This window comes from Paenibacillus sp. FSL R10-2788, assembly GCF_038003885.1.
GTDB lineage: Bacteria > Bacillota > Bacilli > Paenibacillales > Paenibacillaceae > Paenibacillus_AQ > Paenibacillus_AQ odorifer.
Map to the genome: position 1 here is coordinate 1,056,496 of NZ_JBBOQA010000001.1, position 13,431 is coordinate 1,069,926.

Below are 13,431 nucleotides of genomic sequence, written 5' to 3' on the forward strand. Positions count from 1 at the left end.
CCGAGTTTTTTATGTTCTTTTATTTTTACAAGAAACGTTTATCCTCTTTCGAGACGGTAATGTCGTTTCTGTTTATTCCTAATTACTGAACCTTTTGCGGTTCTGGGTAAGTGACGCCGAAGGTGTCGACCGTCACCTTTTTCATGACTGGTGGCTCATCTGGACGATCAGAACCGTCACGAGGCAGGCTCACAATTCTTTTTACAGCTTCGATACCTTCAGTTACTTTACCAAAAGCGGCGTAGCTTCCATCTAGACTAGGGTAAGCTGCATCCATAATAAAGAACTGGGAACCGGCAGAGTCAGGAGCCTGTGATCTTGCCATGGATAGAACACCTTCTGTATGCAGAAGGTTATTGGTGAACCCGTTGCCAGAGAATTCTCCGGCGATACTGTAACCCGGGCCTCCCATACCTGTGCCATCAGGGTCGCCGCCTTGAATCATGAAGTCAGGAATTACTCTATGGAATATAGTGTTATCATAAAATCCTTTTTGAATAAGTGAGATGAAATTGTTTACGGTGTTAGGGGCAACCTCAGGGTATAGCTCAGCTTGGATGATATCCCCGTCTTCCATTTCAATGGTTACTAAGGGATGACTTGCCGTAGCTGAAGGAACGCCTTCAGTTGGGGCTGCACCTTCCCCAGGTGCTGATCCGCTGCTTCCATTATTACTGCTTGCATTGTTATTGTTTGGTTTGTTACCGCAACCTGCCGCAATAACCATGACCAGGCATAACATGATCAGAAGAATAGCGGATTTTGTTCGTGTAGACTTCACTAAATAATCTCTCCTTTTTATTGAATAATCTCGTAGGTACTTCCCATAATACCTCCTTTGTCCTATTACATGCAAAGGTCAGTTATGACTTCTGGGATTGGCACATCTTAAAAAGAAGTTTACAATGGTAGGATGTTTCCAAAGAGAACATCGAGAAAGGATGTGCATAGGATGCTCTTTTCGTGGAAGCGGAATTTGATCGTGCTTTGGATAGGGGTTTTCTTTTGTAGTACAGCTTATTCGATCTCGATTCCCTTCCTTTCCATTTTTTTGAGCGACGAACTTGGGGTTTCAAATCATTTGGAGATTTGGTCAGGGGTTAGTTTTGGAATAACCTTTCTTGCCAGCGCTTTAATCTCTCCCTATTGGGGTTCGCTAGCCGACAAGTATGGTCGGAAACCGATGCTTATTCGCTCGGGTTTTAGTCTGGCAGCTTTATACCTTATTAATTATTTTGTACATGATCCTTATGTTTTTTTGATTGTGCGTGTGCTGCAAGGACTGCTTGCCGGTTTTGTTCCAGCAGCTATTGCAATGGTAGCCACCAATACACCTGAGCATAAGACGGGGTACGCTTTAAGTATTATGTCTACAGCCGGAGCGACAGGTAGTATTATTGGACCATTAATTGGCGGTGTAGTGAGCTATTATACCAGCAACCGGATTGCTTTTTTATTCTCAGCGGGTATTGTACTTATCTCAGCGCTCATTGCTACTTTTTTTGCAAAAGAGGAGAACTTCGACCGTTCGGCTCCAAGGTCACATGTAAGTGATGATATCAGGGAAGCGAGAAGTAACCGAGCTTTTATTACTTTGCTCTCGCTGGCGGGAATCAGTACCTTCTCCGTTATGATTCTGGAACCGTTAATCCCAATTTATCTACTGGACATGGGGATCTCCAAAAATAGTGCCTCGCTAAGCTCGGGAATCGTATTCTCCGCTGTGGGGATTGCTACGGTGCTGATGGCTCCGCAGTGGGGCAGACTCGGCAGCCGAAAAGGCTTTGGGATGATCTTATTTATTGGACTGATCGGGGGCGGCATCGGTAATATTCTGCAGTTTTTTGTTTCGGGCTATGTAGAGTTCGCTATCCTTCGCTTTGCTTACGGCCTGTTCTATGCAGGTGTGCTGCCGTCAGTGAATGCCATGATTGTACAAGTAATTGAGCCGGGATTCCGTGGACGGGCCTTTGGCCTGAATCAGGCGGCATCTCAGCTTGCAACGATGGCTGGACCGATTATCGGCGGCTTATTAGGCGCGGTGATTCCAATTCGCTGGGTGTTTGTAATCAATGGAGTGATGCTGCTGGTAGCAGCGATATTGGTTAAGACCCGCAAGCTGGAAGCACAAATCGCCGCTGCTCGTCCCGCAGAACAGCCAACAACGATGCAGGGTTAACTGCTAACTCAATGAGCATGTCGTTATTTAGAAACAACATAAAGCCGCCGGGCTCATAGCCCGGCGGCTTTATTCATATTAAGCTGCTATTCTCCCTGCGAACCGTTCAAAACGTCTGTTCCCGGCATAACATCCACTGGCGGGGAGGCAGGGTCAATAATGGAATTTGGATATACATCGTCTGCATCTGGAACATCCTCCAGCGGCTGATCTTCTTCTTCCATCTCCAAGAGTTCCTCATCCTTAGTATAATCCGTATCATCTAGGGTTAATCCTGCGGTTTCAGCGGCTAGATACGCATCGGATTCCACTAACTCATCTCTTTCGATTACATCCTTAGGTGAGTTTAAACCAATATCTGCTGCCAAGTATTTATCGCCAACCAAGACAGGATCTGCGTCATCATCAACAATATCCTCTTCATCCATATCAGCTTGTATATAACGTTCATATTCAAAGTCAGCCTCAGTTTTATTTGGTGAACTATCCATAGCCGTTCACTCCTTTTTTATGATAAAATTTGAACTTCCTATGTTTATCTTTACCCGTTTGACCATGATCGAATCGCTGATCCAATAAATGGGTATGTCTATATTAGATTAGTAAAAAATGGGTGAAAGCAAAAGCCGATGAAAAACGTTCTTTTTCGAGAAAATTTACAAGAATAGGCAGGGATAGTGCGAAGCTTGTCGAAATTAAGAAGCATATATGAACGTTTAAACAACTAATGAATTACTGAGGTGCTACGATGAAGTTGCCAAAGCCCAATATAGCGGCTGCTTTTTTATTAATTCTACTGCTGACCGCTATGGTTCCTTTTGGTACGGCGATAGTGAGTGCTGAATCATCAGACTCTACGCTGCCCAATTGGGAGATTAAATTTGAACGTATAGAAATAGATCATATTGAAGAAGCTGTGGCAGCTCTTGATGAAGAATGGACTCGTGTTATGCCTCATGGGAAAAGCCCAGAGACTCCAAGTGGAGCAACCTCAGCCTGGCTGCGGTTTACTTTACCACAAATTAGTGATAAATCTGCGTTATTCATAGATAAAGTATATGGAAATAATGTTAAGGCTTATTTAAATAACGAATTAATATATGATTCCGGAAAAGATTTTAATTTCAATGGCAGTAAGGTTTTCATTCCTCTGTCCAAAAGTGTTGGAGGACAACAGCTATATTTATGGACCCATGGTGGCAGCAAAGACTTAGGGATCCACGGCGAAATAAGAGTAGGCCAATACGATGAGCTGTTATCTGTTTATGTAAAGCAGGGCTTAATGGATCTGATCATTGGAACGACGCTTATTTTTATTGCGATTGTACTGCTGATCTGCTCGCTATTCATGAGAAAAGGCTATTTTTCAGGCGGATTTCTATTGGTGCTGATTATTTTATCCATTGGCGTCTTAGTGGTAACGTATTCATCATTCCTGCCGACAATCCTCGGCGATTATGGAGAGATCGTACTTGTTTTCTTTGATGTAGCTTTATATACGCTTTTGCCATCCTTTACATTTTATTTTGAGAAAATATTTGGTCCAGGGAAAAAGAGAATCGTTACACGATTCCGTAAGTTTCAAATTGTCTATTCTGTATTTTGTTTTTCCCTAATGGTTATTAATATTCTTCTGTCCTATCAGTTGGATGACTTTTATCGATTGATGACTACGAGTGTGCTAGGTATTCTTATGATTGTACAAATTATACTTTTGATCAGCTTAGCGTTTATACACGCGAACCGTGGCAATGTAGATGCTGTTATTTTTACTTCAGGGTTCTCAATATTTGCTTTCATGTCTCTTAGTGAACTGGTCATGTTCTATGCATCGGGGCAATCCTATCAATTATATTGGTGGAAATGGGGAATGGTGATTTTCGTAATTGCCTTAATCGTCATTCTGGGAAGAAGGTTTACTCGAAACCATGAACAGCTTATTGAATATTCCCATCAGCTTGAGAAGTTCAATAATGATTTGCAGCGCTCGGAGAAGATGGAGATTATTAGTGAGCTGGCAGCTTCGGTTGCCCATGAAGTACGGAATCCATTGCAGGTTACCCGGGGGTTTCTGCAGATTCTTGGGGAGCGTTCAGATCAAAAGGAGCGGGAATATCTGCAAATGGCAGTGACAGAACTGGATCGAGCTACGCTCATTATTACAGACTTCCTAACCTTCGCTAAACCAGGACTTGAAACCGTAGAGCAGCTTGATGTGTCCGAAGAGTTGAGGCATGTGACGGGTATTCTTTCTCCGTTAGCGAATCTGCAAGGGGGCGTCATTGAACTTAATCTGCAGCCAGGACTTTACGTTACTGGATCATCTGCCAAGTTCAAGCAAGCGTTTATCAACATACTCAAAAATAGTATTGAAGCTTTAAAGGACAATGGGCTGATTAAAGTCACAGCCTGGAAGTCTGGAAAACATATAATAATCAGTGTTCATGATAATGGGGAAGGGATGAACCGGAATGAGCTGGCTCGGTTAGGGGAACCATATTACTCCAATAAGACCAAAGGAACGGGGCTTGGACTGATGGTAACCTTTCGGATTATTGAGGCGATGGAGGGATGCACTGAGTTTCGCAGTGAGAAAGGGGAAGGGACTGAAATTATAGTAAAAATACCAGAACTTAGAAGAATTTAGAAGTAATTTATGATAATTCCGTTTTTTAGAAGGAAAGAGTGAGGGGCTGAGCGAAGTAGTACAGACAGAATATTGTTTCTGATACTTACTTCTGAGGTGCATATATGCGCTTGATGATTAAAGTCCTACATATAGCAATAGCTCTTACTCTCCTTCTGATAGGATATAGTTCAATTGTTGTATCAGCAGCGACCCCATATCCATCCCAAGAAATTACCAGTTGGCAGATGAGATGGGGCGATGGAACCGAAAACAGCGGCATAGAGGTTCCACAGAATAATGACCAGCAGTATTGGATAAATGTGAATGCTACGAAGGAAATCCCACATCTGCCATCAGGCGTATCCACTTCTTGGACTCGTATTTCCATACCTAACTTTAGTTATATCTCCCCTTCAATCTACATTGATACTTTATATGCTCTTCATGTGAAGGTGTATGTGAACGACCGTTTGATCTTCGAGGAAGATCGTAATTATATTAAGGATAACTATTCTTTGTTGTTGCCTTTGAGTCAAAGCGATAGTGGGAAAACATTATACATTTGGACTGAAACGCTGCAGGATAGAATCGGAATTAAAAATGAAGTAGTGATCGGTGAACACAACCTGTTAATCAATGATTATATTAAAAATGGACTCAGCGATGTGATTTTGGGCTGTGCTTTTTTTCTTGTGGCTATCGTTCTATTTATAAGCTCTCTCTACATTAATAGGGACTATTTTTCCAGTGTGGCTTCACTAGCCGTTGTAATAGGTTCAACCGGAATTCTCTCGATAACCTATTCTCCTTTTATTTATACCTTTTACAGCGATTTAGGCGCGATTAGTAATGTATTTCTTGATTTGGCTTTATTCTCACTTTTACCGGCGCTTACTCTTTTATTTGAAAAAATATTTGGCAGTGGAAAATATGCGATCGTCCGTCGTTTTCGTCAATTTCAAGTCATTTACTCCTCATTTTGTTTGCTATGTCTTTTGATCAATTTTCTATCGAATAATAGCTATATTGAGTTTTATTATTTTGTATCCACCACTATTATCGGGTTCATCCTCATCCTTCAGTTCATCTTGCTGATCGTATGTGTGATTATATTTTCGCTTAAAGGGAATAGGGACGCTATCATTTTTGCCATTGGCTTTGGAACGGCTGCATTTACTGTAGTGTCAGAGTTACTGTGGTATTACATTCATAAGGGGAACTATGATTTATTCTTGTGGAAGTGGGGCATTGTTGCCTTCATAATCTCCTTGATCGTAATTCTGGAGCGAAGACTAGCCTATAGCCATCAACAGGTTGTTAACTATTCTAAAGAATTAGAGCGTTTTAACAACGAATTGCAGCGTTCAGAAAAAATGGAAATTATTAGCGAGCTTGCTGCATCTGTTGCTCATGAAGTGCGGAATCCACTCCAGGTAACTAGGGGGTTCCTTCAGCTGCTTAGCGAGAAATCCGTTGGGGAAGAGGAAATATTTATGTCGATGGCCCTTAGTGAGCTGGATCGTGCTTCCGGGATCATTACGGATTTCTTAACCTTCGCAAAACCGGAATTTGAGACGATTTCCAGTCTGAATTTGTATAATGAATTTAAGCATATTGAGAGTATTATGCAGCCACTTTGTCATTTAAATGGAGGGAAAATGATTCTCGATGTATCGGGCGAATTATGGGTGAAGGGGAATTCCTCAAAGTTTAAGCAAGCCTTCATCAACATTATCAAAAATAGCATTGAATCTTTCCGTGACGAAGGGTTTATCTATATGTCGGTGTATGCGGAAGAGGAGAACGTAATCATTCATATCAAAGACAACGGGGAAGGGATGGACGCGGATGTCCTGCACCGATTGGGAGAGCCTTATTTCACTAAAAAGAATAAAGGGACAGGTCTTGGATTAATGGTCACTTTCCGTATCATCGAAGCTATGCAAGGTAAAGTGAAATTTACAAGCAAAAAAGGAGTGGGAACCGAATCCATCACCATACTGCCATTGGCAGAAGCTCCGGATGATTCTCACTCCTTAGGGGGTTAATCTTGTTGTCTTACCACGAACCGCGTGGTGCTGCGGTTGCCTTCAATACATCGGAAGTAGGACTTGGTGGAATTACAAGATAGAATTCGTTGGAGCCTTCTTCAACGGCTTTCAAGGTAACGCTGTCGGGAATGATTACGCCTAATGCTTCTTGGAGAGCCGCTTTTGGGTCTGAGAGTAGTCTTTTCTTGAAACTTGGATCTTCCCATGCCTTTTGAATGACTTGATTTCTAAGAATTGCTTCTGACATAATAATCACCCTTCCCAAATTGTATATATTTACCTTTAATAATATAACATAGCAAAACTACTAATACTATTCTTTTTATTACAAAATAATAGAATTAATGTACATTTTTTGACAACCAATGATATAATCCTCCGTTTAGCAAGAGCTGCTTGTCCGCTTCGATGGAATCAGAGATCTGCTGTAAGTTACTTACTAGCATGGAATGGAACGCAATAAGATGAGGGGCATCAAGGTCGGAAGCTGTAACTTTGTTATGTGTGTCGTGTGCTAATTGCGTATAGGTATGTAGACCATTTGCAGTGAATAGATAAAATTCGACCTCTTGCGTAGTGAGTTTAGCTGCACTGCTGTTTGGCAGATGTTTGCGAGTTAGGGAGAGAAGACAATTATAGTTGCCCGCGGATAAATCTTCTTTCCAGTCCTCATAGTCATCCAGCATTTGCAGTGTAAGCAAAACCGAATGGATAAGTTCTTCAGCTTGCGGCACTAAATCACTCTTTCCAGACATCAGAAGGGCAGCAGTGCTGGATAGCTTGAGCGGACTGGCTTTATAGGAGATTTTGACCCGATCATTAAGAAAATAGTCACTGGTATTTTCGTTGCTAACACTATCTGCCCACTCCATGATATAACGATTAAATAAGATCCAGAAAGCGGATGGCTCCGGAAATAGTATCCGGTAGATATTTAAAAATTCGACATAAAGCAAATTTGCCAAGGGCAATTTTTCGTATGCGGAGGATTCTTGGCTGTCCATCAGGTCATCCTGTATGAAGAAATACAACATAAAAAAGACGTTGCCCATCGACATCTGGCGAGTAACCTCTGCAGAGATTCCGCATCCCTTCTGCAGCCAAAAGGGTAAAAGATAACATATGTAGTTTTTGTGGCTTTCAGCGTTAAATACGTTAAAATGCTCAAGATAGGACATGCCTTGTTGATTTAGAGGTTCTGGAAATTCGGAAATAATCCGTCTGCTTTCTTGGAATACCAAGCGCAGTTCATCTTCGTAGTCATTTAGCCAATCCATAACAATCCTCCTATAAAATTTTTACGAAAATGGTTCTTTTGCCCTGATTATAGCTTTCTCTTTATTCCATTACAACTAAAATTTAGGAGGTATTAGCAAATATGGAATGGTATACTTTCGGCCAAATGCTTATGGCTATTCGAATGGGCCAAAAGGCGGAAACACCGGATGGCCGCATGGTTATGCGTACCTCCACAGGACTTTTTTGGATAAACGGAATCCTGCAGGGAAAAGTGGTAGAAATTAAAGACTATCTGTTCTCTGACCTATGGCGAATCTATGAGGATCAGGAAAGCCAGCAGGAGGGAATTGGCAGGGAACAACACGAGCAACGTGAGCGGGAGATGCTTGAGAATCAATATGAAGAGCTGCGTTGGGCGAACCGAAAACGTTAGTTCAACGTTCGATTACCCAACAGCAGCTATATAGTGAATCTTAATAAGAGGGATTAGGAACTTACGGATGCGGAGAGCTCTGATTTTAATGCTTCATATTGACTCCGCAGGCGTTGAAGTTTCGAGATACTTTGCTCCAAGCCGCCGAGCCGGTTGCGTTCCGTCCACAAGAGACGATATTGGTGAAGGAGTACATCAAGATCATTGATTTGCTTTGTAATCAGCGCAGGATCAAGCGAATCTGGTGCTGATGTCAACTGTAGCTTGATTCTGCCAAGCTGCACAGCATGCTTCACGAAATGGATGCCATTACTCAGTTCTTTCAACACAAGAGCAGCATCCTCGCATTGAAGATCTAGCCCCGATAGCCGCGCCTCAATGGAGAGTAGATATTCTTCGATATGATTGAAGTGTTCCTCAGTAAGCTTCTCTATGATTAGGAAATTGTCCAGATGGGTACGCAGCAGCAGGGACATTTCTGCATCATTTGAACGGTTGATACTGGATTCAAGCTGATAGTAATTGCCGAGATCCAGGAGCAGTTGGCCAATTCCCTCAGAACGATCTGCAAAAATAAATCTATTTAAATACTGTGCAGTATCTGCTTCCAGATTATGATCTACACTCCAGGATAGGGCTGCGCCGTAGGCGAAGCCGGCATAGCTGACCGGCAGATGCTGCCAGTGTCCAAAATCTCCCCAATCCGTAATGAGATAACCGATAGCGCCGTTGTTTTTGCCATGAATAGCTGCACTGCGCAGATTGGCTAACATATTGTCCGTGCGTCCTGTAATGGAGTTCCATGAGCTGGTGCCTGGGCAGACATAAAAAGGAATACCTGCTTCACGGAATTTGAGCGTATCGGACTCGAAGGGATGCTCCGCGCTATAACCCCATTCCATAGCAATAATATCCTTAGGAAGCTGAGGAATCAGTTCGGGATGCTGGATAATGATATCGCCCCAGAATTGCATCGTTTTGCCACGTTTTGTAACCAACTCATAAATTTTTTGGAGGAATGATAAATAGAGTTGACCTTTGCCTTGAGTTTCTGCCAGAGCTTTATTTTTACCAAGGCCGAGTTCATAGGTCTCATCGCAGCCTACATTAAACTGATTGGAGCTAAAGTAGGGCAGCAGATCGTCAAACATTTTGTCTAGCAGAGGTAGTACAGCAGGATCTTCGGTATCAAAAGTACCAGGGTGCATAAATAAGCCTTCTGGATAAACGTCCTGCGCATACAAATTCTTCGGAAGCATAAAGCCTTCGGGAATTTCAGCTAAAGCGTTGAATTCTGGACGAGAAAGCCAGCCCTCCATATGCCCAAAGCTATTCTGATTGGGAACAAGCTCTATATAACGTGCTTTGCAATAGGCATCCAGAAGCAAGATTTCCTCTCCGGTAATTGGGGTTTCAAGCTCCCAGACTTGAGGGAAGGATTCATAAGCGAATGGAGCACCTTCTATATATAGCTGAAGTTCATTCATCTTCAAATCAGCCATAAGATCAATGATCCGGTACAAGGTTTCTTGCTTCGGGATTTTATTGCGGCTGATATCTATGAGCAGGCCTCTGGCTCCAAAATCAGGTTCATCGCGAATATGCAGCTGAGGTATAGATTTTCCACTTTGTTCTATGATTTGTTTCAAGGTTGCTGCTGCGTAGAAGGCACCTACAGGAGAGCTATAGGAGACAACGATACCCTTCTGATCGACAACAATCTCATAGGCCTGTGCAGACAATAATGGCACATAGTTAAAGTTACAGACAGATACAACGGTTGGACGTAAGCCAATGGATAAAGTCAGCTGCAGATTCAATGCTTGTGCAATCACTTCCTGTAGTTTTCGTGCAGCTGGCATGGCAGATTGTTCTTCCATATTAGGAAGCACGATGCTTCCGCTTGTTGGGAAATGGAAGGAGCCTTGTGACAATGTGATTTCACGCGGATTAGGGAAAAGCAGTAGTGTAGAATGATTAAGCATAGCGTGGACACCTCTTATTCATGTAGAATATGATCATCTTTACAATAACCTTATCACTACTAAACAAGGGGAGGAATGCCTATAATGTCCAAGCACATGGATTATATGATCAGTCCATATCCAATAAGAATTATTGATCCGAAGGTTGAATCCTCCAAGCTGAAGCTCAAGAATATAAGGGTGGGACAGGCAGGTCATCTGCCAGGAAGAACGTTATTCCGTTCAGGTGTAGTTTTTGAGCACTGGGCCATTGTTTACATAGTGTCAGGTAGTGGCTCCTACATGGAGATTGGGGGAAAAGAGCAGCAGGTGCGTGAAGGCAGCTTATACTTTTTTCGCCCAGGTTACAGTTATAACTTTGGTCCACCACCGGGAGGCAGCTGGGATGAGTATTATATTAACTTTAATGGCACGCGTGTATCCGAATGGCTAGAATCGGGCCTCATAGCCGGGGGAAATGTTTTTCAAGCCCAATCTATAGTAGGTCTTACTACCTTATTTGAAGAAGTGCTGGAACGGATGGAGAGCGGAGAACCTGTAGATGCGGATCGGGCAGCATTATTGCTCGAAAGAATGCTGCTGGAGTGTTCTTTTATAATAGAAGAAAAAAGTTGGAATTCTCAGGCTGATTATATGCGTCAGATTCGGGAAGACCTGAACTTATGCATTTATGGTGAAATGGACCTAGAACAAATAGCGGCAAAACATCATGTTTCGATGTCTACACTACGTCGTCTTGTTCGGCGCAGCAGTGGATACCCGCTTCATGAATATATTCACCGCCTAAAAATGGCGGAAGCCAAAAAGTTGCTTTTCAACACCTCATTACAAATTAAGGAAATTTCTAGTATGCTTCATTATAATGATCCGTTCTATTTTTCTCGTTTATTTAAAAAATATATGGGGATCGCACCCCAGCTTTGCCGGAATAACATTTAAATCGACATCATCCTACTAGAGTCCCAACAGTAATTGTTATAATTTGTATAATTGTTGTCGTTTTATAAGATATGTTGAAAATTATGGATTAATACTACATAAATACGTTAGTTCTTATTAACTATAGTGGATAAAATTCCAAATTTTAGTGATAAAACCTACTAAAAAAATAATAAATTTTTTGTAACTATTTTTCAAATGGAAGCGCAAACATGGGAAATGTCAACTTGTTATTGTGATTTTTCTCATGTATGATGCTTTTATCGAGCACAGTACAATCTCGCATTTTCCAAAAAAACTGGAGAATAGGGTGGTGGGATGAAAATCAAACCAACTGCAGAAGACAAACTGATTGCGTATTACAGGTATTTTTCATTGTCCCTCACATCACTCATGTATCTTCTAGATAAGACGGGACCTTCCATAATTTATAAATCACTTATTATTGCTATACTTGTTGTGTTTGCACAAACGTTCTCATTTTGTTATCGAAGGCTACGCAGCAGACCAAAGACTCTCGTCCTGGCTGTTAGTATAGAGATGGTGGGAATTATCGCATTGACCTTGTTTACGGGTGGGTACGAAAGCTCTTTTAGGCTCTATGTGCTTAATCCTGTATTGATTGCTGCAGGCTCATTGTCCATTTATTTTGGATGGTCGTTGCTCTTAAGCTATATCAGTATTTTTGCGGTGCTCTGTTATTTTTTTATCAATTCTGCGAACAGAAATTTTTTAGAAATTGTATTTATAAATGGGAATCTGTTTCTAACACTGGTACTTACGGTTATAATAATGCAGATCGTTAATCGGATGAAGCGGCAACGTGAAGAATCGAATGCTCGCACGAAAGAGACGATGGAGCATATCAAATCCCTGTACCATATCGTGGAAACCTCAAGCCAACATGATTTCATGAATATCGGTCAAGTGATCACCGATTATGTTGTTAAGCTAACGAAGCTAGATAAGGCTTTGTTTTGGTTCGCCAAGAAAAGCGGAGAACCAGCTCCGCAGAGCAGGCAGACCGGCTGGCAGCAGGAAGAGGAACAGTTCCTATTCTCAGAACTGGGAAAACATGAGCATGAATGGAGATTGCAGCGAGAGCCTATTTTTAGAAATCTGCCGGGATTAGGCGATTTCCTGCTGATGCCTGTACGGATGAGCACCCGTTTTGTAGGGATGATTGGACTCAAGCTGGAGTCTACAGAGGGGCTGGAAGGCCGCAGATGGTATATTCAACAATTGATATTCTTATCTGAGCTAAGTGCGAATATTCTTGAAAGACATGAGCTTGGTGTGATCGAGAACCGGTTGATCATCACGAACGAACAGAACCGGATTGCGGATGAAATGCACGACAGTGTGTCGCAGAGCCTTTTTGGTATTGTGTATGCGACGCATTCGCTGAAGGAATCGTGGAAGAGAATGTCTGATCATGAGCTAGAAGAACAAATTGAGCTTATTCATGACTCTGCAACAAAGGTTGCCAAAGAACTGCGGATCACGATCTACAGTCTTAGCTCCAAGAAGAGTGGCGGTCCTACTTGGTTGGGCATGGTAAGATCACATTTGAAGAGCTTATCCAGATTAAATGATGTTGATATTGATTTAAAAATAACGGGCGATGATTTCAGTCTCCCTTATCCTTACCACAAGGCGCTTTTTCGGATTATCTCCGAAGCCACGGGTAATGCCATCAGGCATGGTGCTGCCAGTCGAGTGGATGTAGAACTGTCTCTGAAGCCGACTTGGATTCGATTATTGATTTGTGATAATGGTGTTGGTTTTGATACTGATTTGTTATGGATTGAATCTGAAGATAGTGTAAGCGGACTTGGCATGAAGAATATGCAATATTTGACCCAGTCGCTCGGTGGCGACTTTCAGTTGTCCAGTAATGAGAGCACAGGAACAAGAATTATGATTTCGATTCCTGTCGGTGTAGCTGAATTAAAGAATGCATAAACTTTAGGCGG

Annotated in this window: 11 protein-coding genes; 6 read left to right on the forward strand and 5 right to left on the reverse strand. The window is 42.1% G+C overall.

What is annotated here, in order from left to right; all coding sequences use genetic code 11:
- Nucleotides 1-82: 82 nt before the first annotated feature.
- A complete protein-coding gene (locus NSQ50_RS04530) occupies nucleotides 83-742 on the reverse strand; it encodes a peptidylprolyl isomerase (protein WP_051491160.1) in 660 nt (219 codons plus the stop codon).
- A gap of 210 nt (nucleotides 743-952) precedes the next feature.
- On the opposite strand from NSQ50_RS04530, the gene NSQ50_RS04535 reads away from it, so the two are divergent.
- Nucleotides 953-2,179, forward strand: coding sequence for an MFS transporter (locus NSQ50_RS04535; protein ID WP_076137142.1), 1,227 nt, complete (start codon nucleotides 953-955; stop codon nucleotides 2,177-2,179).
- Nucleotides 2,180-2,265: 86 nt separating this feature from the next.
- Here the strand turns inward: NSQ50_RS04535 and NSQ50_RS04540 are convergent, their stop codons facing one another.
- Nucleotides 2,266-2,670, reverse strand: coding sequence for a hypothetical protein (locus NSQ50_RS04540; RefSeq protein ID WP_051490926.1), 405 nt, complete (start codon nucleotides 2,668-2,670; stop codon nucleotides 2,266-2,268).
- Between the two features lie 257 nt (nucleotides 2,671-2,927).
- On the opposite strand from NSQ50_RS04540, the gene NSQ50_RS04545 reads away from it, so the two are divergent.
- Nucleotides 2,928-4,826, forward strand: a complete 1,899-nt coding sequence (locus NSQ50_RS04545; RefSeq protein WP_076147144.1) for a sensor histidine kinase — start codon at nucleotides 2,928-2,930, stop codon at nucleotides 4,824-4,826.
- 113 nt (nucleotides 4,827-4,939) lie between these two features.
- Nucleotides 4,940-6,856: a sensor histidine kinase gene (locus tag NSQ50_RS04550; protein WP_256717070.1), complete on the forward strand. Its 1,917-nt coding sequence runs from the start codon at nucleotides 4,940-4,942 to the stop codon at nucleotides 6,854-6,856.
- Between the two features lie 10 nt (nucleotides 6,857-6,866).
- On the opposite strand, the gene NSQ50_RS04555 is transcribed toward NSQ50_RS04550, so the two are convergent.
- Both NSQ50_RS04555 and NSQ50_RS04560 read right to left on the reverse strand, forming a co-directional pair.
- Nucleotides 6,867-7,106 carry an NHLP leader peptide family RiPP precursor gene (locus NSQ50_RS04555; RefSeq protein WP_170914256.1) on the reverse strand — a complete coding sequence of 80 codons (240 nt, stop codon included), beginning with the start codon at nucleotides 7,104-7,106 and terminating at the stop codon, nucleotides 6,867-6,869.
- A gap of 94 nt (nucleotides 7,107-7,200) precedes the next feature.
- Nucleotides 7,201-8,136: a hypothetical protein gene (locus tag NSQ50_RS04560; RefSeq protein ID WP_076147137.1), complete on the reverse strand. Its 936-nt coding sequence runs from the start codon at nucleotides 8,134-8,136 to the stop codon at nucleotides 7,201-7,203.
- A gap of 101 nt (nucleotides 8,137-8,237) precedes the next feature.
- Between NSQ50_RS04560 and NSQ50_RS04565 the strand changes: the two genes are divergently transcribed.
- Nucleotides 8,238-8,531 (forward strand): hypothetical protein, encoded by a 294-nt coding sequence (locus NSQ50_RS04565; protein WP_076129272.1) that lies wholly within the window; start codon nucleotides 8,238-8,240, stop codon nucleotides 8,529-8,531.
- 53 nt (nucleotides 8,532-8,584) lie between these two features.
- On the opposite strand, the gene NSQ50_RS04570 is transcribed toward NSQ50_RS04565, so the two are convergent.
- Entirely contained in the window at nucleotides 8,585-10,516 is a 1,932-nt protein-coding gene (locus NSQ50_RS04570; protein ID WP_076147135.1) for a glycoside hydrolase family 20 zincin-like fold domain-containing protein, read from the reverse strand.
- A gap of 84 nt (nucleotides 10,517-10,600) precedes the next feature.
- On the opposite strand from NSQ50_RS04570, the gene NSQ50_RS04575 reads away from it, so the two are divergent.
- Both NSQ50_RS04575 and NSQ50_RS04580 read left to right on the forward strand, forming a co-directional pair.
- Nucleotides 10,601-11,455 carry a helix-turn-helix transcriptional regulator gene (locus NSQ50_RS04575; protein WP_038568894.1) on the forward strand — a complete coding sequence of 285 codons (855 nt, stop codon included), beginning with the start codon at nucleotides 10,601-10,603 and terminating at the stop codon, nucleotides 11,453-11,455.
- 318 nt (nucleotides 11,456-11,773) lie between these two features.
- Nucleotides 11,774-13,420 (forward strand): sensor histidine kinase, encoded by a 1,647-nt coding sequence (locus NSQ50_RS04580; protein ID WP_036676625.1) that lies wholly within the window; start codon nucleotides 11,774-11,776, stop codon nucleotides 13,418-13,420.
- Nucleotides 13,421-13,431: the final 11 nt, after the last annotated feature.

Coding starts and splice junctions, on each gene's coding strand:
- NSQ50_RS04530 (WP_051491160.1), bottom strand. CDS start 742: ATGTTATGCCTGGTCATGGTTATTGCGGCAGGTTGCGGTAACAAACCA.
- NSQ50_RS04535 (WP_076137142.1), top strand. CDS start 953: ATGCTCTTTTCGTGGAAGCGGAATTTGATCGTGCTTTGGATAGGGGTT.
- NSQ50_RS04540 (WP_051490926.1), bottom strand. CDS start 2,670: ATGGATAGTTCACCAAATAAAACTGAGGCTGACTTTGAATATGAACGT.
- NSQ50_RS04545 (WP_076147144.1), top strand. CDS start 2,928: ATGAAGTTGCCAAAGCCCAATATAGCGGCTGCTTTTTTATTAATTCTA.
- NSQ50_RS04550 (WP_256717070.1), top strand. CDS start 4,940: ATGATTAAAGTCCTACATATAGCAATAGCTCTTACTCTCCTTCTGATA.
- NSQ50_RS04555 (WP_170914256.1), bottom strand. CDS start 7,106: ATGTCAGAAGCAATTCTTAGAAATCAAGTCATTCAAAAGGCATGGGAA.
- NSQ50_RS04560 (WP_076147137.1), bottom strand. CDS start 8,136: ATGGATTGGCTAAATGACTACGAAGATGAACTGCGCTTGGTATTCCAA.
- NSQ50_RS04565 (WP_076129272.1), top strand. CDS start 8,238: ATGGAATGGTATACTTTCGGCCAAATGCTTATGGCTATTCGAATGGGC.
- NSQ50_RS04570 (WP_076147135.1), bottom strand. CDS start 10,516: ATGCTTAATCATTCTACACTACTGCTTTTCCCTAATCCGCGTGAAATC.
- NSQ50_RS04575 (WP_038568894.1), top strand. CDS start 10,601: ATGTCCAAGCACATGGATTATATGATCAGTCCATATCCAATAAGAATT.
- NSQ50_RS04580 (WP_036676625.1), top strand. CDS start 11,774: ATGAAAATCAAACCAACTGCAGAAGACAAACTGATTGCGTATTACAGG.